Below are 22,683 nucleotides of genomic sequence, written 5' to 3' on the forward strand. Positions count from 1 at the left end.
CCGACGGCAGCCCCGAGCTTGCCCGCTGCCGCCATGCCCTTGCCCCGCGGGGCGTGCGCCGCCAGACTTGCTCGTTCGAGTACCGTGGCAGCTTTCCCACCTTCGATCCCGATGAGAGCTTGTTCCGTGTTACACACCCTGCCGCCTCTTCGTTTGAAGTTCCCCGTACTCGTCGCGCTCGCGCTTTCGGTCTGTGTGGCTCTGTGCCCTCGAGTGGCTTCTGCCCAGGCTGCGTCCCCCATCGCGACGGAGGCGTTCCCCGCCGAGCTGGTCGAGTTCGTCCCCTACGAGAAGAACCCCATCTTCACCGGCGAGGGGCCCGGCCACTGGGACGCGAAGATTCGCGAGCGCGGCTGGATCCTGCGCGACGGCGATCTCTGGCATTTGTGGTTCACCGGCTACGACGGCACGCGCGAAGGAATCAAGCTGCTGGGGCATGCCACGTCGTCCGATGGATTGAACTGGAAGCGCGACGCGCACAATCCCGTTTACTCGGAGCATTGGGTCGAAGACATGATGGTCGTGCCGCGCGACGGCACGTTCTACATGTTTGCCGAGGGGGTGGGAGATCGCGCGCAACTACTGACCTCGCCCGACGGCGTCGACTGGACGCGCGTCGGCCCGCTCGACGTGCGCTATACCGACGGCCGGCCTCTCACGCCGGGCCCCTTCGGTACGCCGACCGCCTTGGTCGAAGGAGACACCTGGTACCTGTTCTATGAACGGGGCGATCAGGCCGTGTGGCTGGCCTCGAGCCAGGACTTGAAGATCTGGACGAACGTGCAGGACGAGCCCGTGCTGCGTCCTGGACCGGGCGCGTACGACGACAATATGATCGCCTTGAATCAGGTCATCAAATACAAGGGGCGTTACTACGCCTCGTACCACGGCAGCGGCGATGAAGCGGCGCCGCGAACCTGGAATTCGTGCCTGGCAGTATCCGATGACTTGCGCCATTGGGAAAAGTATGCTGGCAATCCCGTGCTCGAAGACAATCAATCGAGTAACCTGCTGATCGAAGCTGGCAACGGTTTTCGCCTCTACTCGATGCACGATGCGGTGCGCGTTTACCTGCCCAAGTCCGAATAGTCCTTGAACCGCGAGTTTTGGCGCCGTGAGTTGGCAGAACATCCTGGGACATGACGACGTCGTCGAGCAGTTTCGGCACGCGCTCGCACAAGGCCGGCTCGCGAGCACGTTTCTGTTCGTCGGACCGTCGGGCGTCGGCAAGCGGCGCTTCGCCGAGGCGTTGGCCAAGACGCTCCTCTGCCAACAGCACTTGCCCGAGCAGATGAACCCCTGCGGAACGTGCGAAAGCTGCCGGCTATTCGACGCCGGGAATCACCCCGATTTTCAAGTCGTGGAGAAGCCCGAGGAGAAGAGCACGATTCCGGTCGAGCTGTTCATCGGTCGCGACGATCGCCGGATGCGCGAGGGGCTCTGTCATCACCTCTCGCTGAAGCCGTTTCTGGGTGGCCGCAAACTGGCCGTGATCGACGACGCCGATTATCTCAATGCCGAGGGCGCGAACAGTCTGCTTAAAACGCTCGAGGAACCCCCCCCGCGCTCGGTGCTGATTCTGATCGGCACGAGCGCCGACCGGCAGTTGCCCACCATCCGCTCGCGGGCACAAACGGTGCGCTTTCGCCCCTTGTCCGACGAACACCTGGCCGAGTTGCTGCGCCGCGAGGGATTGGTCACCGACGAGACCGAGGCCGAACGCCTGCTTGGCGTCGCCGAGGGGAGTCTCACGCGCGCCACGGCCTGGTCCGACCCTGACTTCTGGCAGTTTCGCGGCAAGTTGCTGACACACCTGGCCGAGCCCAGTCAGGGGAGCGTGCGCTTCGCCCAGGCTCTGAACACCTTCGTCGACGAGGCGGGCACGCAGGCCTCGGCGCGCCGTGACCGCGCGCGGCAGGCGCTGGCCCAGGCGGCCGAGTTCTATCGCCAATTGATGCGCGGCCTGGTCGGCGCGCCCTTGGCCGAAGACCGCGAGGTACGTGGCATCGTCGACCGGGCGCTAACGCAATGGTCGGGAGACGAGACGACGGCGGCGCAATGTCTCGACCGCTGCCTGAAGGCGATGGAACAGGTCGACCGCAACGCCAACCAGGCCACGGTGCTCGAAGCCTGGCTCGACGATCTCGCGCGACTGGGCGCGTGAATGAACCTAGGGGGGGTAGCACCCTCTACTCGCTCAGCTCCCCCTGCACCGTAATGATCAATCGCCGCCCCCCGGCGCGGTTGCGGTGTTCGCAGAGATAGATGCCCTGCCACGTGCCCAGTGCCAAATGCCCGTCGCGGATCGGCACGCTCACCGAGCTGCCCAAGAGTGCCGCTTTGACATGCGCCGGCATGTCATCGGGCCCCTCGCACGTGTGCGTGTAAGGAAAGTCTTCTGGGGCGATGGCGTTGAAGCTGCTTTCCAGATCGACCGGGACGTCGGGATCGGCGTTTTCGTTGATCGTCAGCGAGGCCGACGTGTGCTGAATGAAGACGTGCAAGAGCCCCACGCGAATCCGCGAGAGGGCCGTCGCCCCACGCTCGATCTCGGGCGTGATGAGATGGAAGCCGCGCCGCCGGGGATGAAGCTGCACCGTGTATTGGAACCAGGCCATTTTAGTGGTCAGGGGTCAGGGGTCCGTACATTCAAGGGCGCATTCTTCTTTGGACGCAGCATAACAGGCGAAGCACGTTCAGGCAGTAACAGTCACCGCGCGCTTGCGCTAGCGATAGGGCGCAAGGCGATTGCCCTTGTCGTCTCGGCCTTCTATCCTCAAGTTTTTCACCGGTCTGGCCGTCGGCCCACGACGTGCCAGGGACTGAATTCGGCGACCTCTGGAGCGTGGCGTGGCGACGAAGACTGCCCTGGTAACCGGAGCCAGTGGGTTTATCGGCCCCCATCTCGTGCGCGTGCTGCAACGCGAAGGCCGCCACGTGCGCTGCCTGGTGCGGAAGACATCGCAGACGGCGTCACTGGTGGAACTCGGCGCCGAGCTCGTCACCGGCGACGTCACCGAGGCCCCCTCGCTGGCGGCCGCCGTCGAGGGAGTCGACGAGATCTATCACCTGGCAGGGGTGACGAAATCCTTCCGACCCGAGGGATTTCAAGCGGTGAACGAAACGGGCACGCGCAACCTGGCCGTAGCCGCCGCCGAGCAACCACAGCCCCCGGTGCTCGTGCATGTCTCGAGCCTGGCCGCGGCCGGCGCGGCGCCCGTCGGGCGCGATCGCACGGAAACCGATCCCGCCTCGCCCGTTTCGACCTATGGTCGCAGCAAGCGGGCCGGCGAGATTATTGCCGAATCGTACGCCGAGCGCGTCCCCACGACGATCGTCCGCCCGCCGATCGTCTTCGGCGAAGGGGATCGCGATATGCTGCAGATGTTCGTGCCGATCCGCTGGACGGGCGTCCACTTCGTGCCGAGCCTGGCCAAGCGTTACGTCTCGCTCGTCTACGCGGGCGATCTGGCCGAAGGACTCCTGCTGGCCGCCGAACGGGGCAAGCGTCTCGCGACGCAGCCCCAAATCGCGGGCCAAGGCTACTACTTCATCGCCTTCGACGATCAGCCTTCGTATGCCGAACTGGGACGCCTGTGCGGCATCGCCCTGGGACGTCGCTGGACGTTCGCCGCGCCCACGCCGGAGATTTTCAGTTGGGGCCTCGCTGGCGTGAACGAGCTGGCCGCGCGGGTGCGGCGCCGGCCGGGCATCGTCAACTTCGACAAGATCCGCGAGGCCTCGGCCGGCTCCTGGATCTGCTCGGTGGCCAAGGCCCGCGAAGAATTGGGCTTCCGTCCCAGCGCCACACTCGCCGAGCGTTTGGAGCAAACGGTGCGCTGGTGGCGGGCGCAGCGCTGGCTTTAACGGCGCTAGACCAGCTCGCGCAGCGGCTCGCGATGATCGAGCAGGTAGGTGGGCCGGCCGCTATGATCGTTGATCGTGGTCGTGGCCACGTCGATGCCGAGATTGTGGTACAGCGTGGCGAAGACTTCCTGGAAATGGACAGGCCGTTCCTTCGGCACCTCGGCCAGGCGCGTCGTTTCGCCAATCACCTGCCCCGTGCGCATGCCGCCTCCGGCGAGCAGTCCGCAGGCGACCTGGGGCCAGTGATCGCGACCGGCGCTGGGATTGATACGCGGCGTGCGACCGAACTCCCCCCAGACGACCACCGACACATCGTCCAACATGCCGCGTTGTTCGAGATCTTCGATCAAAGCGCTTACACCTTGATCCAGTAGCGGCATCTCCTCGCGCCCCTGGCGAAAATTCGCGCCGTGCCAGTCCCAGCGACTGAAGGCGAGCGTCACGCAGCGCACGCCCGCCGAGACGAGCCGCCGCGCGACGAGAAAGTTGTCGAGCAGCCGCGGACCGCCGTCGTCTTTGTTCTCGGGATATCCGCGACCGTAGCAATCGCGGAGCTTTTCGTCCTCGCGACTCAAATCGAGCGCTTCGACCAGCTTGCTCGACGTCAGCACGTCGAACGCGCGGCGGTTGAAGGCATCCATGCCGTCCATCATGCCGCTGGCGTCGCTTTCGCGGCGGAACCGATCGAGCGCCGCAAGCACGGTCTGACGATCACCCAAGCGGTCGAGCGTCACGCCGGACAGCGTCATATTGGCCAGGCCTTCGCTGTCGGGCTTGAAGGGGGCGTGTGCCTTGCCGAGAAAGCCCGGCTCGCCGGCGTTCGCCCAGGGCATGTGTCCCATGCGCGGCGCAAGCCCCACGAACGGCGGCACCGCGCGATCGACGGGGCCTTGCAGCTTCGACACCACCGAACCCAGCGCAGGCCAGCCCCCTTGCGGCTGCGGCCCACCCTCGTTGTGGCCGCTATTGCACATGTATGACGAATGGGAACCGTCAGCCCCCACCAGCGTGCGAATCACCGCCAGCTTGTCGGCCATCTGCGCCAGCCGCGGAAAATGCTCGCAGAACTCGATGCCGGGTACGTTCGTGGCGATCGGGTTGAACTCGCCGCGGATCTCGGCCGGCGCCTCCGGCTTGAGATCGAACATGTCCTGATGCGGCGGACCTCCCGGTAGGAAGATCATGATTACCGCTTTGTGCGAAGACCGCGTGCCGGCGCGTGCCTCGGCCTCGTAGAGTTGCGGCAACGAAAGCCCACCCAGCGCCAGGCCGCCAATCTTGAGGAAGTTGCGGCGCGAAACGCCATCGCAGAAACGATAGCGCGGACCGTGGATCGTGAGCATGAACATCCTCCCATGGCGTGCTTCGATCGCAGCCATAACTCCAAGCGAGATCCTATCGACCCGCGCTGATGGGATCAACGCGAAGATGAACTTTCCGCAGGATTTGCCAGCCCGTTGACGCCGGTCGTAGCGGCTGCGAAGTTGGCACACGCGTCTGAAGAAGCAGCCCCCGTCGAGAACATGGCCCATGGCGAAGAAGGAACTGATCCGTTGCCCCTGGCCCGTCGCCGACGACCCGCTCTACGTGGCCTATCACGACCGCGAGTGGGGCGTACCGGTGCGGCGCGACCAGAAGATCTTCGAGTTCCTCGTGCTCGAGGCGTTCCAGGCGGGACTCTCGTGGCGGACGATCTTGAATCGCCGCGAGGGGTTTCGGCAGGCGTTCGCCGGCTTCGACTACGAACAGGTCGCTACGTTCACCAAGCGCGACGAGGCCCGGCTGATGCAAGACACGGGTATCATTCGCAACCGGGCGAAGATCGAATCGGCCGTCACGAACGCACAGCGTTTCATCGAAGTCCGTGAGGAGTTTGGCACCTTCTCGAAGTACATGTGGAGTTGGGTCGGCGGTCAACCGATCGTGAACCAAATTCGCACCAAGGCCGACTATAAAGCCACCAGCCCCGAGGGGGACGCCTGGGCCAAAGATCTGAAGAAGCGGGGCTTCAAGTTCCTCGGCCCCACGGTGATCTACGCCCACATGCAGGCCACCGGCATGGTCAACGACCACACGGTCGATTGCTTCCGCTATCGGGAGTTGCAGAAGTAGGTCAGGTACTCCGTACCTGACAATGCTCGACGATGCCGAACGAACTGGCTGTCAGGTACGGAGTACCTGACAATACCTCCCTGACCACTAGCCACTAACCCCTCTTCCGCCAATCGATTCCCGACAGCTTCGCCAGTGCCAGTTCTAGCGCGTGCGTACCGTCGCGTTGATGGCCTTGCGCGGCGAGGGCGACGTAGAGCTGATACGACAGGGCCAGGCCCGGCATGGAGATGCCCATCCGCTTCGACTCGGCCAGGGCGATGCCCATGTCCTTGATGAAGTGCTCGACGAAGAAGCCGGGATCGAAGTTGTTGTCGATGATCCGGGGGCCCAGGTTATTCAGCGACCAACTCCCCGCGGCGCCGGGACCGACCGACTCGAGCATCGTCTTCAGGTCGAGCCCCGCCTTGTAGCCGTAGAGCAAGGCCTCGCAGACGCCGATCATGTTCGTGGCGATGAGGATCTGGTTGGCCATCTTCGTGTGCTGCCCGGCGCCGGGGCCGCCCTGGTGGATGATGGTCTTGCCCATCGCCTCCCAGCAGGGGCGCAAGGCTTCGACGACCGCCTGGTCTCCGCCGATCATGATCGAGAGCCGCGCTTCACGGGCGCCGACATCTCCGCCCGAGACCGGCGCGTCGACGCTGGACACGCCGCGCTCCTTCGCTCGCTGGGCGATCTCCTCGGCCAGCGACGGCTCGCTCGTCGTCATGTCGACCAGGATGTTTCCCTGCTTCGAGCCGGCCAGCGCGCCCTCTTCGCCCAGGATCACGTGGCGCACATCGTGTGGAAAGCCGACGATCGAGAAGATCACGTCCGATTGCTCCGCCACCCCGCGGGGTGAATCGGCCCACTGGGCGCCGGCCTCGAGCAGCTTCCGGGCTTTCTCTTTCGTGCGGTTGTAGACCGTGGCCGAAAAGCCCTTGGCAATCAGATGGCCGCACATGCTCGAACCCATCACGCCGGTGCCGATCCAGCCGATGCGGGTCTCGCCGGGAACAATCTTCCTAACGCTCATCGCGATGTTTTCCTGCTGCTGACAACGAGGGGATGCCGATGCGGCGACGGTGAAATAGCTGCCACCGCCAAGGTCGCCGTCCAAGAATCTACCAGCGCTCCTCCGGTCGGCGGAGCACCTCTTGCAAGATGAAGGCCTGTCGCAAACCGGCCGGCGAGCGGAGCAACTCGGCAAGACCGTCGAGTGCGGTGGGGGACGTTTCGGTAGCTGCCGCCTCCGATGTCCCCCCCGCGGCGGGAGCGCTCGTGGATCCGAGCTGCCCGACCTGATGGTCGAAGACCGAGCTGAGGTGCGCCTGCATCAACTCGTCGGCATCGTCGACCTTGGCCAGATGCGCTGCGCGTTCTTCGTAGGCGGTGGTACTGAGATGCTGTTCGACGTGTTGTGCGACCGGCTCGCGACCGATCCGTTCTTCGTCGGTGAGGACGACGGGGCGTTGCGCCACGGGCTTGGGTCGGGGACGCGATCGGGGGGGCTGCCTGGGCTCGGGGCGCACGATCTCGACCTCGCGCGGCTGGCCTCCTCGGCGGCGTTCCGCGGCGCGGCGGAGAAATTCTTCGACCTCGTCGGTCAGTTTCTTCTGCTCGTGGGCCCCCTGTCCTTGCTGTGGCGGCGCCACGCGGCGCGGGGCCGGGCGCTGGGGCGCTCCGGCCGGGGGCTTGTTGCCACGGCGTGCTGCGATAATCGTCCGTATGACATAGGCCAGCGGAATAAGGATTGCCGCCGCGGCGACGATGAAGTCCCCCACATCAGCGGCTATCAATACGCCTTGCGCCATGCGTCTAGCTCCGCCTCGCGGGGTTCGAGCCGGTCATGGCGATGGTGTGACGCATTTCCGTGTCGGCCTGCACGTTGCGCAGCTTGTAATAATCGAGAATGCCCAAGGTACCGCCGCGGAAGGCTTCGGCGATGGCCTTGGGGACCTGAGCTTCGGCCTCGACCACCTTGGCCCGGCTCTCTTCGATCTGCGCGATCATCTCCTGCTCGCGCGAGGCGGCCATGGCCCGCGTGCCTTCGGCCTTGGCGCGGGCCACGCGCGTGTCGGCTTCGGCCTGATCGGCCTGCAAACGCGCGCCTATATTGTCTCCCACGTCGATGTCGGCGATGTCGATCGAGACGATCTCGAACGCCGTCTGCGAATCGAGACGCCGGGCGAGCACGGCCTTGGAGATCATGTCGGGGTTTTCCAAGACCTTTGTATGCGTATCGGCCGAGCCGATGGCGCTGACAATGCCCTCGCCCACGCGAGCTACGATGGTCTCTTCCTTGGCCCCGCCGATGAGCTGTTGCAGATTGGCACGCACCGTGACGCGCGCCTTGACCTTGAGTTGAATGCCGTTCTTGGCCACGGCGTCGAGCGTGGGGCGATCGGAATTCTGGGACGGGCAGTCGATCACCTTGGGATAGACGCTGGTCTGCACGGCCTCGAGCACGTTGCGTCCGGCCAGATCGATCGCCGTGGCCAGCTTGAAGGGGAGATCGATCGTCTTGGCCTTTTTGGCGGCGATGATCGCCCGGATCACGAGCGGCACGTTGCCGCCGGCCAGGTAGTGGGCCTCGAGCGCCTTGCTCGTGATGCCCGTCTCTTCGCCCAGTCCCGCCTGCACGGCCATGATCTTGGTGCGCACGATGACCGCGGGGCTCACCTTGCGGAAGGTCATGCCCAGCAGATCGAAGATGCCGATACCGGCGCCGGTCGTCACCGACTGGATATACAGCCGGAAGTAGCGCACGAAGATGGCGAACAAAACCAACGAGAAGATCAGCACCCCGAAAAGGACCACGATCACCACGATCGAGCCGAAATTCTCGGGCAGTTGGGCAAGAAGTCGCATGACTTGTTCCTGATGTGGGGCGAGCCAGCGCGGCGCGGAGAGTCCTTGGGCGATCCACCCGAGGCACCGCGCCGCAAGCCCGATTTACCGGAGCCGGCGCGCGCTGTCAAGAAAGTGGCTTGTCCCAGGGCTCGATTCCGAGCGATTCGATGGGGCGCGAAAGCTGGTCGTCGAAGGGCTCGGACGAGGGGGTTTCCTCGATCGCGCGAACCACGACTCGATGCCCCTCGACGGCCACCACGCGGAGCAGTTGCCCGGGCTCGATAGGCATACTCTCGCTGACGGCATCCACGGTCCGCCCGCCGATCACCGCCGCTCCGCTGAGCAGCATCTTCGACTTGGCTCGTCCGGTCTTGCCGACCAGCGCGCGAAGCTCGCGGCGATCGTCATCGTCGGGCAGCACCTCTTCGGCCGAGGGAGGACGCAGCAGCAGGCGGCGCCCCATGGGGGTCTCGGGCCAGACCTTGACCGCCGCGGCCAACACCGCCGGCACAAGCACCACGGTCACGCCCAGGAACAGGAACCCACGCAAGGGGCCCGACATGTAGGCCAGCGTAATCGCCGCGAGGATCGTGCAAACCGCCAGAAAACCGAGCACGCCCCCCGTGGGGAGGAAGAACTCGAGCGCGACGAGCGCCAGGCCCACGATCAGCAGAATGGATGCCCACGCCAGATAGTCCATCGTCTACACGCCATTCCGTTGCGAATGCCAAGGGCCGGCCTAGCGTTGGACCGACTTCACCACGACGCGGTTTGCGCGGGCTTCGACCACGACAACCTCGGTGCCGGCGGCGATCAGCTCGCCGTCGGCAATCACGTCCACCACCAGATCGTCGAAGCGTGCCTTGCCCGAGGGAGTCAGTTGCGTGACGGTGCGTCCTTCGTGCCCGAGCAGTGTACTATAGTCGGCCAGGGCCTCGCGACGGGAGATGGTTTCGAGTTCTTCATGCGAAGGGGGCTCGAGCATCACGCGTTGCAGGCCCGGGGTATGCGGCAACAGGCGTCGCAGGAAACTGGCCGCCACGACGAATCCGGCTACGGAAACGGTGACCATCACCAGCGAGCCGCGCAGGTCGCGAAATTGCTGGCTATCGTGCGGCACCAGAAACGACTGGCTCGCCAGAACCAGCGAGGCGAGCACGAGCAATCCGCCGCCAAAGCCAAAGATGCCAAAGCCGGGAAAGACGAACACCTCGAGCAGAATGCACATGATGCCGACGGCAAACAGCACGATCTCGAGCCAGGCCACGGTCCCGCCGAGATAGTTGCCCCAGAAGAACAGCGCGAAGGCGAGTAAACCGACAAACGCCCCCGCGCCGATGCCCGGCGTCTTGAATTCGATATAAAACGCCACGAAACCGATGAACAACAGCAACGAAGGGACGCCAGGCGTGCGAATAATCTGCACGAACACATCGGTCCAGCCCGGCTCGACCAGCCGAGGAACACGTTCGAGCCCATAGAGGTCGGAGATCTCGCCAGGGTCGGCGACGATGTGCCGCGCCAGTCCCAACTCGCCGGCGCGATGGGCATCGAGCTCGAGCGTGGCGCCCGGCTGCGTGATCTCGCGTCCTTGCTCCCAGTCGACGGCATTCTGCAAGCGTCCCGCCTCGTCGGCGGTCATGTAATCGAGCAGACCGTCGCGCGCGCGGCGGAACTCGTAGACCACGATTTCCGGATCGACGAGCGCGGCGGCCACTCCGGCCGAGCGCCCCTTGCGCATCGCCAGATCTCCGGCCGAGACGCCATACGCCTTGGCATCCGCCTCGTCGAGCGGCACGTTCTGCCAGCCACCACCCAAGCGGGCCTCATCGGCCAGCACGATCTGGTCGCAACCCAGCGCGATGAAGGCCGCGTCGGCTTCCGCCTCGTTGGTTACCAGCGCCACGGTGCGCACCTCGCGCGGGTCGAGATCGGCCAGGAAATTCGCCAGCGCCAGGCTATCAGCGGGAGCTCCCCCCGGGCTGTCGATGCCCACGACGATGAAGTTCACCTTTTGCCGGGCAAGCTGTTCCTGGATCATCCGCCTGGCCTGCTCGGCACTGGCCGCGGTGATCGGTCCCGTGACGTTGACGCGGATCGCGCGCCACTCTTCCCCCAGCGAGGGATCTTCTTCCGTGGCTTCGGGGGGGAGTGACAGGGCCCGGGCCAGCGCGCGGCGATCGTCGGCCAGATATTTCACAAAGCCGAGCTCGCGACCTTCGCGTCCCGTGAACGAGGCGAGCTGCCCTGCCGGTTTCAGCACGCGTTGGCTGATAACGGTCACGCGCTGCTGCAACTCCTCGAGCTCGCTCGCAAGAATGAAATCGCGCCCGGTGTCGGTTTCGACCTCGAGTACCTCGACCGCCGGATTGAGCATGCCGAGCACGATCGCCACGGGCACCGTGCGGCGGCTCTTGGCAATCTCGCTGTAGCCCCCCAACAGCACCGGGCTGATGACCTGCTCTCCTTCGCTGGCGTCCCCCAGACGGGCGTCTGGGTGCATGACGATTTCATCGCAGGCGACCACAGGCAGCACGGTGTGCCCCGAGATCGACTCGGGCAGGTAGGCCACCGTCGTCGCGCCGGTGAGCTGCGGACCGGCGAGGAAGCGTGCCAGATCGAGCGCCTTGCCGAAATCGTTGCGGCCGGGCTGGAATTCGAAGATCAGAATCGGCCATTGTCCCCGCCGCTTGGCTTCGTCGACAAAACGCCGCGCCACGGACTGAATGCGGCGCTCCACCGCGCCATTCAAGGGCGCTGGCACGCGGAGCAGCGTGCCGATGAACTCCCGGCGCAGGGCATCGGGCCTGGCCGGCTCCGACACGTTCGGCTCAGTGGCTTCCGCCGGGGCTTCCGCGGCGCGCGCAGCGTCGACCGCATCTTCTGCCGTGGAAGCGCCCCCCAGTTCCTCGGCTTCGGCAACGGGCGTCTCGGGCGAGGCCTCCTGTGCCTGGAGCAAGACGGGCAACACGGAGAGCCCAGCGGCGCAGAGCAACGCCCCCAGGAGAGAGAACGGCCGTAGGTAGACGATCGCGCGAGCCATCCGTTCGTGCGACCGCATTTACCGGGCGATCGCCCTTCGATGTGCAAAGCCAGGACCCGGCCGTCCCGAGCGACAGCCGACCGCCTAAGCACATTATGCCGGCGCCAGGCAAGCCCTGCACGGGGTTCGCGGGTTTTCCGGCAAGAAGAGGAGTGCCGCACGAGGGTTACGCGACGAGAATCCTCGCCGACGCACACGGTGCGGCTGTTCGAGCTGCCGGGGTTCTCTTAGCGAGGAGTACCAGCCGGCTGGGGTTGTTGCGCCGTGCGAGGGGCGGGTTGGCCCGTAGGGGCACCCGGCGCCGGCTGACCGGCGACCGGGGGCTGTGCGGCAGGGGGGTGTTCGTCGATGCGCGTCCAACCCAGGGGGGTGCTCGTGTCCTTGATGATCTCCCCCTTGATCTTTTCGAACCAACTATTGGTAGACACATTGGCAAACTGGTGCGTCGTGCGGCTCTTGCCATCGGGCAGCTCGAGCATCAGCGCGAAGGGAACCCATTGAGCATCGAGCATTACCTCGGCGCGGCGAAAGTTCGCCGCATCGCGCTGGAACTTTGGAAACGCCTCGAGGCAGATTTTTTCTTGATGGGCCTCCGGGGGGGCGATTTGGCGGATCCAGTAACGGGCCTTCATCTTGTTGGCGTCGGCGCCGAACAAGAAGGGGAGCGGACCGTCGGCGATGGCCTTGCCTTTCAACTCGTTGGGTAATTGCCGCACCACGAGCTTGCGATTGCCATGGTCGAACTCGTAGATCGCATTGCCGTCGCAGACCCAATGCTCGGAGACTCCGACCGGCTTACCCTGATCGTTGAGCTCCTCAACGTAGTACTTGCCTTTGTCCGGCGCCGTGTACTTGAGCTGGCCAGCACCGCGCGTGTTTTTGCCAAACACGGGATTCGATTCCCAACGGTAGATGGTGCATTGCATCGATTCGATCTTCCCGCTTGTGTTTTGCCAAGTGAGGAGGATGCGGTCGAGTGCCTGCTGCTCTTCGCGAGAGAGTTGAAAAGGGGCCTGTGGCTCTGGCTGGCTGAATCCTTGCGGTTGGCCCGGCTGGGCTGGCGGTTGTTGCGGACCACCCGGCGCCGCCTGATTCATCTGGCGCGTGGGCTGTTGCTGCGTCAGACGCGGATCGGTTTTGAGCTGCGGGGCCTGCGGCCGTCCCCCCGGCTGCGGACCTTGCCCTTGCGCCGAGGCATCGCGGCACGAACAAACCGACATCCCCAAGAGTGCCGCCGCCATCAAACCGAGTCGTCCTGACATCGATTGCTTCTCCGTAGCGCGTGAGAGATGCCGCGACCAGCCGGAGAACTCCAGCAGGGAAAATCGAGGCGTAGGGATGCAGCGCAGCCACACGCCCAACGGTCGGGCAAATCGGGCGGGGATTCTAGCAACAAGCCGCGACCACCCCTAGGCCGATCTCCACGCACAGCACGTCTTGCTGCCCATGAATCGCAGCATCCACAGGTTTCGCAGATTACGCAGCCTGGTGCCTTTTCCCGCGAAATAGAAGACCCCCTCTCCCCGCGCTGGGGAGAGGGGGGTGGGAAATCATCGCTTACCCAGCCTTGGTGGCGCCGGCCGGGAGGCGGTCGGTTTCGACCTGGGGGAATTCGCCCGAGCAAGCCTTCATGAACTCGACCAGATCCTTCTTGTCCTGATCGGTCAGGTCGAGCTTCTTGATGCGCTGGTTGAGGTACGGGTTCGGCTCGCCCCCCTTGGCGTAGAACTCGACCACTTCCTCCAGAGTCTGCACGCTGCCATCGTGCATGTAGGGGGCGGTGTGCTCGACGTTGCGGATGGTGGGCGTCTTGAACGCCCCCTTGTCCTTCTCGTCCTTGGTGATTTCATACCGGCCCAGATCGGGGGGCTCGGCCGCCATGCCGACGCCGATGTTGTAGTACTGCTCGTCGGTCAGATTCGGGCCGACGTGGCAAGCGCTGCAGTTGGTCTTGTCGCTGAAATAGAGGGCCATGCCACGCTTGGCGCTCTCCGACATGGGATGCGCTTCGGCATCGGCGACGGCTTTTTCGTACGCGGCGTAGGTCTCGGGATCGTCTTCCTTCAGTTCTTCGGGATCGATGCCTTCGAACGCCTTCAGCTTCTCTTCGTAGTCGAACGGCGAGGGGCCGGTCACGATCGCCCGTTCGAAGCTCGCGATGGCCTCGGCGATCGCCTCGATCGAGACGCCGCCGAAGATCTGCTCGAACTGCAGCTTGTAGCCCGGGATTTCGCCCACGGTCGTGCAGCAGACTTCGTGCGTGTTGGACATTTCGATCGGGTTGGCGATCGGTCCCTTGGCCTGCTCTTCGAGCGTGGCGGCGCGGCCGTCCCAGAACTGCGCGTCGCTCAGGATGCGGTTGTAGGAGACGGGTGAGTTACGACCTCCCTGCTGTCCATCCACGCCGATACCGAACTGCGTATGCTTGGCGTAGCCTTCGTCGGGGTGATGGCAGTCGGCGCAGCTAATCGTGGCGTTGGACGACAGTCGCTTGTCGAAGTAAAGCTGACGGCCGAGCTCGATCTTGGCCCGCGTGAGGGGATTGTCGTGCAGCCCCTTCACCTGCGCGATCCCCTTATCGAGCCCCACGGGCAATTCGATCTCGAGGATCTCGCTGTTCTTCGGGTCGTTGAGCCAGGCGGCGATTTGCTCGTCGGTCAAAGGACCGTCCCCCGGAATGCCGGTCGTCAGATCGGGGGAGCCGAGCAGCACCTTTTGCTTCGGCGCGGGGGCCGTGGCGGCCCCCGCGGGCGACGTCGAATGGTCGGTGACTTCATCGGCCGGCGTGGCGGGCACGCTGGTGGCGTCGCTGGCGGCCTCGGTCGTGTGGCTCGGCGCGGCATCGCCGTTCGACGCAGGCGTAGTCGACGACGGCTTGCAGCCCAACAGTGAACACGAAAGCGTTAGCGTCAGGAACAGGGCGTGCCTGACGTTTGGAGTTTGCAGGGTCATCGTTGTGCCTCGCACGATTGCTAGGGAGAGTGGTGTGGTGGTCGGGAGTGCGCGGCGCCAGGTGCTCTTGGTCGCCGGCCCGGTCGCGGACGCCACGATTCGTCCCCACTCGCCGCGTTGCACGGCGAAACGAACCGAGAGGTAGCGTCGCTCGTCTGCCCGGTTGGACCGTGCAGGGGCGTCTCCCGCGCCTTCTGTTTAACATGCGCCGCAGGCAGATTGAAGAGCGCCGGCAAATATCGGCTCCGATTCGGCGTATCCCGCGTGGAGTGTTCCAGATTCCGTTGCTTTCGCCGCGCCGGGGCCGAGCGTATATTGCGGCAAGTCAAACCCTGCCTGTGCCGACTACGCAAGGACCGAGCCAATGCCCGCGCCGCTGCCGATTCAATCGGTGAACCACATTGCCCGATTGACGCGGCACCTCGAAGAGAGCCGCGCGTTCTACCGCGACGTGTTGGGCTTTCGCGAGATTCCGCGGCCGAATTTCAATTTCGGGGGGGCCTGGCTCTACAATTATGGCTTGCAGATCCACCTGATCGTGTCGGACGACGCCCCCCGCAGCGAGGGCGAAATCTCGACTCGCGATGCCCACGTCGCGCTGCATGTCGACGACGTGAAACGGGCCGAAGCCTTGCTGCAAGAACACGGCATTGCGTACCGCTCGAACTACGTCGCCGACCGCGACGTGACGCAACTCTTCTTCCGCGACCCGGACGGATACCACATCGAGGTAGCGACCTATCCACCCGTGCGGGAAGCGTGAGAAAGTCTGCGCTTGAGACGACCCTCGCCAGTCGTACGTTCGCGCCGTGGATCCGGCAGCTATTGTCCTCGGGCTATTCGCTTCGATTGGTCTACCTCTGGTTGCCGAGTCCGGACTTGGCGGTCCAGAGAGTTGCAGAACGATTTGCTCAAGGTGGTCACAGCGTGCCGGAAGCTACCATTCGTCGATGATACCGCGCTGGCGCACGAAATTTCTTCCAACTCTACCAACCGCTGGCGGACTACTGGCATATCTACGATAATAGCTCCGCACGGCCACGCATGATCGCGGTCGGCGCAGGTATTCATGCAACGCGAGTTGCAGACCAGCCGGCCTGGGAAGCGTTCCAAGCTGTAGGCGCAGCGTGAATCAACCGTCGATCGATCTTGATGCCATCGAGCGCGAAGCAACGCTCGTGGAAAGGGCGATCCAGCAGGCGGTCGCCGAGGAAATTCGCCGTCACAAACTACTGGGTCAACCCATTGTGATCGGTGTGGAAAATCAGATCCGAATTGTCCCTGCCGCCGAGATCGAACTGCCGAACGTGCCGCAAGACTGAGTCCATGTCTGCTGCCACCCCTTAGATCGGCTTCCGATGTCAAGCTCGTTTCAAGCTATGCGACAGTCGGATCAAAGTCCGAAACGTCGCATTCGTGACCTCGCTGTCTGGGTGGCTGCCTCGTTTGTGCCGGTCGTGTTGCTTTCGTTGGCCACGGTCACGATCACGGCAGCCGGTTTGTGGCTGATGCTTCCACGACTCGTGAACACACTTTCCGGTGCGCTAGCGATGTTCTACGCGGTGGTGTTTTTCGCCAGCGCCATCGCTGCGTCAAAGAGCCGTTCTATCGCCGTTACGGGAAAGAGCTTTGTCGGGGCGTTGATGTGGACGGTCCCGCCAGCGTTGGTATACCTGGCGTGCGGCGTTCTCTACGTCGGTATGTTCTTAGTCGGCCTAGTGGTGATGCCCTTCGTGATCTTTGCCGGTATGTTCTATGCGCCGTTGGCGGCATGTGCCGGCGTGGATTATTGGCAAACTGCTCTCGCCAACATGGGGCATCACCTCTCGCGTCGCGCGATCGAACGCTCGCTCGTCGCATTGCAGTGGGTCGCGCTGCTGGCTACGTGGCCGCTGTTTCTATCGTTCCTCGATCTGCTCGCCTCCTTCGGAATCAAGTCGGGATGGGATTGATGCCATTCACGACCAGCCTTCGCTTCGCCGCCAACTGATCACGACACATCGCCACATCATCCAATCACCTTGCGTTACAGAAATGAATTCTATGTCTAATGCAAACATCAATCGCCAGTGGCGTCTCAAGACTCGGCCGAAAGGCATGGTCTCGGAGGCGAACTTCGAATATCGCGAAGAGCCGATTCCCACGCCGCGCAACGGCCAGATCCTGGTGCGGAATCTCTATCTTTCATTCGACCCGGCGATGCGAGCCTGGTTGTGGGATCGCCCCTCCTACATTCCCCCCGTCGGCATCGGCGAGGTCATGCGGGCCTCGGCCGTGGCGCAGGTCATCGAATCGAAGAAGCCGGGCTTCGAGGCGGGCGATTTCGTCGTCGGCGCCTTCGGCTGGCAGGACTACGCCGCCACGACCGGCGGCGGGCCGGTGCCCGTCACCAAGATTCCCCCCGGCGTGCCGCTTACCTGGCCCCTGGGGGTGCTCGGCATGACGGGCCTCACCGCCTACTTCGGGCTGCTCGACATCACGGATCCCAAGGCTGGCGAAACGGTCGTCGTCTCCGGGGCGGCGGGAGCCGTCGGCTCCGTCGTGGCACAGATCGCGCGGATCAAGGGCTGCCGCGTGATCGGCATCGCCGGTGGATCCGACAAGTGCCGCTGGCTCGTTGAACGTGCTCGGGTCGATGCGGCGATCGACTACAAGAGCGAGGACGTTGCCGGGCGGTTGAAGGAGCTATGCCCCAAGGGGATTAACGTCTACTTCGACAACGTGGGTGGCGAGACGCTCGAGGCGGTGCTGAACAACCTGGCGCTGCATGCGCGGATTTCGCTCTGCGGGGGCATCTCGCAGTACAACGCCGAGGGGCGCGTGCCCGGTCCGGCGAATTACCTGAGTCTGCTCGTGCAGCGAGCGCGGATGGAAGGTTTTATTGTGTTCGACTATCTGCCGCGTTTCGGCGAGGCCATTGCTGAATTGGCAGGCTGGGTGATGGCCGACGAGATCCGCATCGAAGAAGACATTCAGGAAGGTTTTGAGAACATCCCGAAAACATTGCTCCGCCTGTTCGAGGGAAAGAATCTCGGCAAGCAGCTCCTGAAGCTGGCCGACCCGCCGACCAAACGCTAGGCCCGTGGCCCTGCGGAAAAACCGCGAAGGGCCAATACTCCTCCCATCCCTTCGCGCTCTTCGCGCCTTGGCGGTAAGCAAAAGCCGATGATTGCTTACCGCCAAGGCGCGAAGGAATAAGCCGAGAGGACATCTCTCACGGCTGCCGTGGTGCGGTTCCCGTTGCTCGTTTCCTGTCGCGGTCAGAAAAACAAAAACCCCGCAGCACCGCGTTGTGCTGCGGGGTTTTGTTTTTGGCCGAAGTTCTCGCGGTGCGTCGAGTTCGCGACTCGTCGCGGCGGCTGGCTCGCTAACGCTTCGCCCCGTGGGCAAGCGTTAGCCGGTTAGTTGTTTCTGGCTGCTGATTTCAGCCGGACTAGATGGGGGTGACCGACTCAGCGCGGGGACCCTTCGGACCGCGGCCTTCGGTGTACGTTACCTTCTGGCCCTCGCGGAGCGTCTCGAAGGTGCCGCCTTGCACCGAAGAATGGTGGAAGAACAACTCACCGTTGTCTCCCTTGATGAACCCGAATCCCTTGTCCGCAATCAGCTTCTTGATCGTGCCTTCAGCCATCGTCGCAAAAACTCCCTAAACAAATCGAAAGAACGTCGAGTGGACGCCATACCCCGCCCCACCAACCCCTGATGCGGGCACAGGCAGAATCGTCCAGGTAGAAAAAGAGGTGAGTAAGTCAGCCGCGACTAAAGAACCGTCCGCGGCAGCTCGCTGTAGCGCGATCTGAGAGGAGAGTCTCAAGCAGGCAGGGGCTTGACTTTCTTCGACCCCAACAAAGTAAGTATAGCAAATCCGTCATCGATAGCTAGGCGAATTACTGGTCGACGCGTGGTCTCGTCGCGACCAGCACCACCGTTCCCGTCGTTCGCCGGTAAACTCCCCCCCACCCAGCCCCTAAACCCGCGAGATTTCCCGCAAGTCCTACCGCTTGACCGGTTTCGAGCTTGTGCCCTATACTCCCGAACGTTACACCACATGCCGGATTCGGCAGTCCGCGGCGCGAGCCAGTGCTGCTCGTCGGCGGCTGCATCCGACGTCGTGTGGCGTCGCCCGTCGCTTTTACTTTGGCGGGCCGCTGGTCCGTTTCGATCGTCGGCAGGAGGCTGCCGATCGCCCTTTTCTTCTGCCCGATCCAAGCAGGGAACGCATGAAGACCGAACGCCGTCACGAATTGCAGACCAATCAACTTGCCGACTGGATGGGGAATTCAGTCGAGACGGCAAAGCCCTACACCAAGCTCATCGCCGGCGTCGTCGTGGCGGCGGTGGTCATCTTCGGCTCGATCTATTACCTCTCGCGGCAGACCGAGAAGCGTCAGGCCGAGGGTTGGGAAAAATACTTCGCGGCCATGACGCGCCCCACGCCCGACCAGATGCAGGCCGTGGCCGATGCGTACCGCGGCACGGCCGTCGGTAGCTGGGCGCGCCTCGATCTGGCCGACATTCAAGCCGAGCGCGGCACCGAGGCCTTGTTTCAGGATCGCAACGAAGCCAACCAGGAGTTGCGTTCGGCGATGGAAAACTACCGGCTCGTCGCCGACGAACCGGCCGCCGGCGACATTCCCCGCCAGCGCGCCCTGCTGGGTCTGGCCCGAGCCAGCGAATCGCTGAATCAGTTGGACATCGCCCGCGACGCGTACAACCGCCTGCTCAAAGACTACCCGAACTCCGCCTACTCGGATGAGGCGACTCAACGTTTGGCCGATCTCGATCGCCCCGCCACGAAGGCGTTCTACGATTGGTTCGCGTTGCAAGATCCGAAGCCCCCGCAGGAAGATCTCAACCCGATCTTCGATGGCATTCAAGGCCTCGGCGGACAGGGCTCGAGCGAAATGTCGCTCGAGAGCCTGAACCTGGATTTCGATCCCACCACGCCCGCAGGGGACGCGGTTCCCGCGGAAGGCGCAGGCGAACCCCCCGCCGACGAAACTTCGGAAGAGGCGAGCCAGGAATCGGCTCCCGCCGAGGAAACACCTGTCTCGCAGCCGTAACGCGATCTCATGATACGCGGATGTCGCACGACGAACTTAGTGGCGAACCGGTCGAGCTGATCGTGACCGAGGAATTCGCCGGCTGCCGTCTCGACTGGTATCTGGCCCGTCAGTTTCCGGCCTACAGCCGTGTTTTTCTCCGCCGCGTGATCAATGCCGCCGCCGTGCGCGTGGACGGCAAGCGCGAAAAGGCCTCGCACGCGCTCAAGGCCGGCCAGGTCGTCTCGTTGTCGCTGCCCGAGCTTCCTCGCCAAGGCCCGCGTCCCGAGAACATCCCGCTCGACATCCTCTATGAGGACGAGCACCTGGCGGCGATCAACAAGCCCCCCGGCATGGTCGTGCATCCGGCCAAGGGGCACTGGTCGGGCACGCTCACCGCGGCGCTCGCCTACCACTTCAACTCGTTGAGCCAGGTGGGGGGCGCGACTCGACCTGGCATCGTGCATCGGCTTGACCGCGACACGAGCGGCGTGATCCTGGTTGCCAAGAACGATCCCGCGCATATCCATCTCGCGCGGCAGTTCGAGGACCGCACCGTCGAGAAAGAATACGCGGCTATCGTGGCCGGCGTGCCCGACCGCGACCGCGATCGCATCGACGCGCCGATCGATGTGCATCCCACGCAGCGCGAGAAGATGGCCATCCGCCCCACGAGCGGCACGGCCCGGCCGGCGCAAAGCTTCTACGAGGTCGTCGAACGTTTCCGCGGCTTCGCCACCGTGCGCGTGCTGCCCAAGACGGGCCGCACGCACCAGATCCGCGTCCATCTGGCGAGCATCGGCTGCGCGGTCTTGTGCGACAAGCAGTACGGCGGTCGCAGCCGCATCACGCGGGGCGAAATCACCGGTCGCGCGGAGGAGGCCGAGACGGTCGTCCTCGAACGCCAGGCCCTGCACGCCCGGCGGATCGAATTCACGCACCCCATTCTGGGCACGCGCATGACGGTCGAGGCGCCGCTGGCGCCCGATCTGCAACAGGTGATCGAGCTGTTGAAGCAATCTCACACCGCCTAGCAGGCTGGGGAAGTCTTCCTCGGCCTGTGCGGATCGCAGGATGCGCTCACAACTTTGCGACGTCCGTCGTGATGTTGCGAACCTGGCGAGGGAAGAAGAGTGCCATGCGGGCATTCTTCCCCAGGCTGCTAGTGGATAATGGCCATGCCGGCGCTCCCCGCACGCCCCTTTTACGGCGGCACCAACTCGGGGAACTCGCGCCGCAGCCAGGCCGCGATCGCTCGGGCGGCGATGCCATGCGCGGCGGAGTTCGGGTGAGAATCGTTGGCGTGCAGACGCAACGACCAGGGCTGATGTCCTTCGAAGGCCGCTCGCAAATCAAGCACCGGAATGCCATGCCGGTGCAGCATTTCGGCAATTTGCTCGTGGACCTTCGCGTAAGGATAGCTGCCTACCCGCCCTTCAAGCCGCGGATAGAGCACGAAGACGACGCGCGTGTTAGGGAGTGTGGCGAAGCCCTTAACGGACTCCTCGAATTGTCGCAATCCCTCAGGATTGTAGGCTGGATCGTAACTCTTGAGTTGCCAATTCCAGGATTCAGCCTGAAAGCAAACGGCATGGTATATCATAGCAATTCGACTGTGATCCATCCAATTACGCGGCGGATCAGGAAACATTCTTCGACCGGTAACCTGCTCCGGTTCGGGACCAGCCATGTGAATGTCGTTAGGCAACCACTGCACGATCGTGAGCGGACACTGATAAACCTCCAGGGCCGCTTTGACGCATGCCAGTTCCTCGTCCGTATGAAGTCCTGGCCGCGAGACGTTTAGCACCTCGCAGTTTTTCCCCAAGATAGTTTCCAGTTGTCCGAACAGTCCGCGATCACGCGGCACCCCCCAACTGAGTCCAAAGGAGTCGCCGACACCGAGGATGCGGTGCTTTCCGTTTGGAGCCCTGTGGTCGTACTCTTGATGTAACACTCCCCCACGAAAGCGAGGGTAGGCTAGCGACCAGGGGGTTTCCGAAAGCTTGTCCAAGCTACACGTCTGGTCGGAGTCCGTTAGCGGCGCTGCTAGACGAATTAATTTCCACTCATCCGATGGCCCCGTAATGGCCGGCGTGGGTGTGCATGCTTCTTCCAGGTTCTCGGACAGGCAAAGGGTCCATAGCGCCGGGTAGCTGTCCGGATGAGTGTTAATGAGGACTCGTTCAATGACAATAGATCGTAAGACAGTGAGCCGTAGGAATACTTCGGTGAGCACCACGCCCACGAAAACGCCCGTGACGATAGCGCACAGCCGAAAGGCAATGCGTTTCCTGGAATTGCTGCGCAACGTCGGAGGAGGCACTGATAGATCGTTCGCTCCAAGTTGAATCATGTCTGCTCCCGCGAAATTGCGAATGCCGCACGTTTGCCGCGCGACCACCACTGAATCCATCTTCAGCCCGCCGTTCAACCGCGTCAAGTTTTAGAGGGCGCGGAGCAAGAAGCGAGTGCGCCGGCGACTGGTGTTTTGTCAAACCCAAGAATAGGGGTTGGCAAAGCACGGCCGCCGAACACGCCCGTGATTGGCGGCAGGTAAAGGCCCCCGGTGTTCTGTCGATGGGTTCAATTCCAAGTTGAGTGGTGACCGATCGCCAGGCTCGCCACGCTCCGAGATCGTATACGACGAGCAAATGGCACTCTAGGCAACGCAGGTAATGTGCATGCACGCCCCCACGCCGGGTTCTTGTCCGTGTCCGGCGCCGCCGAGTCGATGGTGAGCTTGTGTAATATGCCATGTAACATGTGACATATTTGGAGTGATTACACGATGAGCGGTCACGTTCTTTCAATGAGATCATGGACGAATGGGAG

At 63.6% G+C, this 22,683-nt stretch carries 21 protein-coding genes; 10 read left to right on the forward strand and 11 right to left on the reverse strand.

The genetic code is table 11. From position 1 onward, the window contains the following. Positions 1-213: 213 nt before the first annotated feature. Entirely contained in the window at positions 214-1,089 is an 876-nt protein-coding gene (locus KF708_20445) for a hypothetical protein (GenBank protein MBX3415065.1), read from the forward strand. A gap of 25 nt (positions 1,090-1,114) precedes the next feature. Further along, positions 1,115-2,164 carry a DNA polymerase III subunit delta' gene (gene holB / locus KF708_20450; GenBank protein MBX3415066.1) on the forward strand — a complete coding sequence of 350 codons (1,050 nt, stop codon included), beginning with the start codon at positions 1,115-1,117 and terminating at the stop codon, positions 2,162-2,164. 25 nt (positions 2,165-2,189) lie between these two features. On the opposite strand, the gene KF708_20455 is transcribed toward holB, so the two are convergent. After that, complete coding sequence (locus tag KF708_20455; protein ID MBX3415067.1) at positions 2,190-2,618, reverse strand: secondary thiamine-phosphate synthase enzyme YjbQ; 429 nt, start codon at positions 2,616-2,618, stop codon at positions 2,190-2,192. Between the two features lie 232 nt (positions 2,619-2,850). Here KF708_20455 and KF708_20460 point away from each other — a divergent pair, with 232 nt between their 5' ends. Next, positions 2,851-3,867, forward strand: coding sequence for an NAD-dependent epimerase/dehydratase family protein (locus KF708_20460; protein MBX3415068.1), 1,017 nt, complete (start codon positions 2,851-2,853; stop codon positions 3,865-3,867). Positions 3,868-3,872: 5 nt separating this feature from the next. Here KF708_20460 and KF708_20465 read toward each other — a convergent pair whose 3' ends face one another. Continuing rightward, positions 3,873-5,210, reverse strand: a complete 1,338-nt coding sequence (locus KF708_20465) for a DUF1501 domain-containing protein (protein MBX3415069.1) — start codon at positions 5,208-5,210, stop codon at positions 3,873-3,875. Between the two features lie 187 nt (positions 5,211-5,397). Between KF708_20465 and KF708_20470 the strand changes: the two genes are divergently transcribed. After that, a complete protein-coding gene (locus KF708_20470) occupies positions 5,398-5,979 on the forward strand; it encodes a DNA-3-methyladenine glycosylase I (GenBank protein MBX3415070.1) in 582 nt (193 codons plus the stop codon). Between the two features lie 94 nt (positions 5,980-6,073). Here the strand turns inward: KF708_20470 and KF708_20475 are convergent, their stop codons facing one another. The 7 genes from KF708_20475 to KF708_20505 form a co-directional block, all read right to left on the reverse strand. After that, entirely contained in the window at positions 6,074-6,994 is a 921-nt protein-coding gene (locus KF708_20475) for an NAD(P)-dependent oxidoreductase (GenBank protein MBX3415071.1), read from the reverse strand. 88 nt (positions 6,995-7,082) lie between these two features. Continuing rightward, a complete protein-coding gene (locus tag KF708_20480; GenBank protein MBX3415072.1) occupies positions 7,083-7,772 on the reverse strand; it encodes a hypothetical protein in 690 nt (229 codons plus the stop codon). Positions 7,773-7,776: 4 nt separating this feature from the next. After that, entirely contained in the window at positions 7,777-8,829 is a 1,053-nt protein-coding gene (gene floA, locus KF708_20485; GenBank protein ID MBX3415073.1) for a flotillin-like protein FloA, read from the reverse strand. Between the two features lie 106 nt (positions 8,830-8,935). Beyond that, on the reverse strand, positions 8,936-9,511 hold the full coding sequence (locus KF708_20490; GenBank protein ID MBX3415074.1) for a hypothetical protein: 576 nt from the start codon (positions 9,509-9,511) through the stop codon (positions 8,936-8,938). Positions 9,512-9,550: 39 nt separating this feature from the next. Beyond that, complete coding sequence (locus tag KF708_20495; GenBank protein ID MBX3415075.1) at positions 9,551-11,872, reverse strand: hypothetical protein; 2,322 nt, start codon at positions 11,870-11,872, stop codon at positions 9,551-9,553. A 209-nt stretch (positions 11,873-12,081) separates the two neighbouring features. After that, positions 12,082-13,116, reverse strand: coding sequence for a hypothetical protein (locus KF708_20500; GenBank protein MBX3415076.1), 1,035 nt, complete (start codon positions 13,114-13,116; stop codon positions 12,082-12,084). Between the two features lie 295 nt (positions 13,117-13,411). Further along, the gene (locus KF708_20505; protein ID MBX3415077.1) at positions 13,412-14,806 is read right to left on the reverse strand and encodes a c-type cytochrome; all 1,395 of its coding nucleotides are present in this window, start codon (positions 14,804-14,806) and stop codon (positions 13,412-13,414) included. A 364-nt stretch (positions 14,807-15,170) separates the two neighbouring features. On the opposite strand from KF708_20505, the gene KF708_20510 reads away from it, so the two are divergent. The 4 genes from KF708_20510 to KF708_20525 all read left to right on the forward strand — a co-directional run bounded on the left by KF708_20510 (position 15,171) and on the right by KF708_20525 (position 17,884). Beyond that, positions 15,171-15,569, forward strand: coding sequence for a VOC family protein (locus KF708_20510; GenBank protein MBX3415078.1), 399 nt, complete (start codon positions 15,171-15,173; stop codon positions 15,567-15,569). Between the two features lie 364 nt (positions 15,570-15,933). Beyond that, on the forward strand, positions 15,934-16,128 hold the full coding sequence (locus KF708_20515; GenBank protein MBX3415079.1) for a hypothetical protein: 195 nt from the start codon (positions 15,934-15,936) through the stop codon (positions 16,126-16,128). Between the two features lie 36 nt (positions 16,129-16,164). Next, positions 16,165-16,758 carry a hypothetical protein gene (locus KF708_20520; protein MBX3415080.1) on the forward strand — a complete coding sequence of 198 codons (594 nt, stop codon included), beginning with the start codon at positions 16,165-16,167 and terminating at the stop codon, positions 16,756-16,758. A 91-nt stretch (positions 16,759-16,849) separates the two neighbouring features. Continuing rightward, the gene (locus KF708_20525) at positions 16,850-17,884 is read left to right on the forward strand and encodes an NADP-dependent oxidoreductase (GenBank protein ID MBX3415081.1); all 1,035 of its coding nucleotides are present in this window, start codon (positions 16,850-16,852) and stop codon (positions 17,882-17,884) included. A gap of 355 nt (positions 17,885-18,239) precedes the next feature. Here the strand turns inward: KF708_20525 and KF708_20530 are convergent, their stop codons facing one another. After that, complete coding sequence (locus KF708_20530; GenBank protein ID MBX3415082.1) at positions 18,240-18,437, reverse strand: cold shock domain-containing protein; 198 nt, start codon at positions 18,435-18,437, stop codon at positions 18,240-18,242. 589 nt (positions 18,438-19,026) lie between these two features. Between KF708_20530 and KF708_20535 the strand changes: the two genes are divergently transcribed. Together KF708_20535 and KF708_20540 are read left to right on the forward strand one after the other, a co-directional pair. Beyond that, positions 19,027-19,869 carry a tetratricopeptide repeat protein gene (locus KF708_20535; protein ID MBX3415083.1) on the forward strand — a complete coding sequence of 281 codons (843 nt, stop codon included), beginning with the start codon at positions 19,027-19,029 and terminating at the stop codon, positions 19,867-19,869. 20 nt (positions 19,870-19,889) lie between these two features. Next, a complete protein-coding gene (locus tag KF708_20540; protein ID MBX3415084.1) occupies positions 19,890-20,882 on the forward strand; it encodes an RluA family pseudouridine synthase in 993 nt (330 codons plus the stop codon). Positions 20,883-21,052: 170 nt separating this feature from the next. On the opposite strand, the gene KF708_20545 is transcribed toward KF708_20540, so the two are convergent. Continuing rightward, positions 21,053-22,204 (reverse strand): SGNH/GDSL hydrolase family protein, encoded by a 1,152-nt coding sequence (locus tag KF708_20545; protein ID MBX3415085.1) that lies wholly within the window; start codon positions 22,202-22,204, stop codon positions 21,053-21,055. Between the last annotated feature and the right edge of the window lie 479 nt (positions 22,205-22,683).

It is taken from the genome of Pirellulales bacterium, assembly GCA_019636335.1.
Classification (GTDB): Bacteria; Planctomycetota; Planctomycetia; order Pirellulales; family JAEUIK01; genus JAHBXR01.

What these genes read in the sequence shown, in the direction of transcription:
- KF708_20455 (MBX3415067.1), bottom strand. Translation starts at nt 2,618, where the DNA reads ATGGCCTGGTTCCAATACACGGTGCAGCTTCATCCCCGGCGGCGCGGC.
- KF708_20465 (MBX3415069.1), bottom strand. Translation starts at nt 5,210, where the DNA reads ATGCTCACGATCCACGGTCCGCGCTATCGTTTCTGCGATGGCGTTTCG.
- KF708_20470 (MBX3415070.1), top strand. Translation starts at nt 5,398, where the DNA reads ATGGCGAAGAAGGAACTGATCCGTTGCCCCTGGCCCGTCGCCGACGAC.
- KF708_20475 (MBX3415071.1), bottom strand. Translation starts at nt 6,994, where the DNA reads ATGAGCGTTAGGAAGATTGTTCCCGGCGAGACCCGCATCGGCTGGATC.
- KF708_20480 (MBX3415072.1), bottom strand. Translation starts at nt 7,772, where the DNA reads ATGGCGCAAGGCGTATTGATAGCCGCTGATGTGGGGGACTTCATCGTC.
- floA (MBX3415073.1), bottom strand. Translation starts at nt 8,829, where the DNA reads ATGCGACTTCTTGCCCAACTGCCCGAGAATTTCGGCTCGATCGTGGTG.
- KF708_20490 (MBX3415074.1), bottom strand. Translation starts at nt 9,511, where the DNA reads ATGGACTATCTGGCGTGGGCATCCATTCTGCTGATCGTGGGCCTGGCG.
- KF708_20495 (MBX3415075.1), bottom strand. Translation starts at nt 11,872, where the DNA reads ATGCGGTCGCACGAACGGATGGCTCGCGCGATCGTCTACCTACGGCCG.
- KF708_20500 (MBX3415076.1), bottom strand. Translation starts at nt 13,116, where the DNA reads ATGTCAGGACGACTCGGTTTGATGGCGGCGGCACTCTTGGGGATGTCG.
- KF708_20505 (MBX3415077.1), bottom strand. Translation starts at nt 14,806, where the DNA reads ATGACCCTGCAAACTCCAAACGTCAGGCACGCCCTGTTCCTGACGCTA.
- KF708_20510 (MBX3415078.1), top strand. Translation starts at nt 15,171, where the DNA reads ATGCCCGCGCCGCTGCCGATTCAATCGGTGAACCACATTGCCCGATTG.
- KF708_20520 (MBX3415080.1), top strand. Translation starts at nt 16,165, where the DNA reads ATGTCAAGCTCGTTTCAAGCTATGCGACAGTCGGATCAAAGTCCGAAA.
- KF708_20525 (MBX3415081.1), top strand. Translation starts at nt 16,850, where the DNA reads ATGTCTAATGCAAACATCAATCGCCAGTGGCGTCTCAAGACTCGGCCG.
- KF708_20530 (MBX3415082.1), bottom strand. Translation starts at nt 18,437, where the DNA reads ATGGCTGAAGGCACGATCAAGAAGCTGATTGCGGACAAGGGATTCGGG.
- KF708_20535 (MBX3415083.1), top strand. Translation starts at nt 19,027, where the DNA reads ATGAAGACCGAACGCCGTCACGAATTGCAGACCAATCAACTTGCCGAC.
- KF708_20540 (MBX3415084.1), top strand. Translation starts at nt 19,890, where the DNA reads ATGTCGCACGACGAACTTAGTGGCGAACCGGTCGAGCTGATCGTGACC.
- KF708_20545 (MBX3415085.1), bottom strand. Translation starts at nt 22,204, where the DNA reads ATGATTCAACTTGGAGCGAACGATCTATCAGTGCCTCCTCCGACGTTG.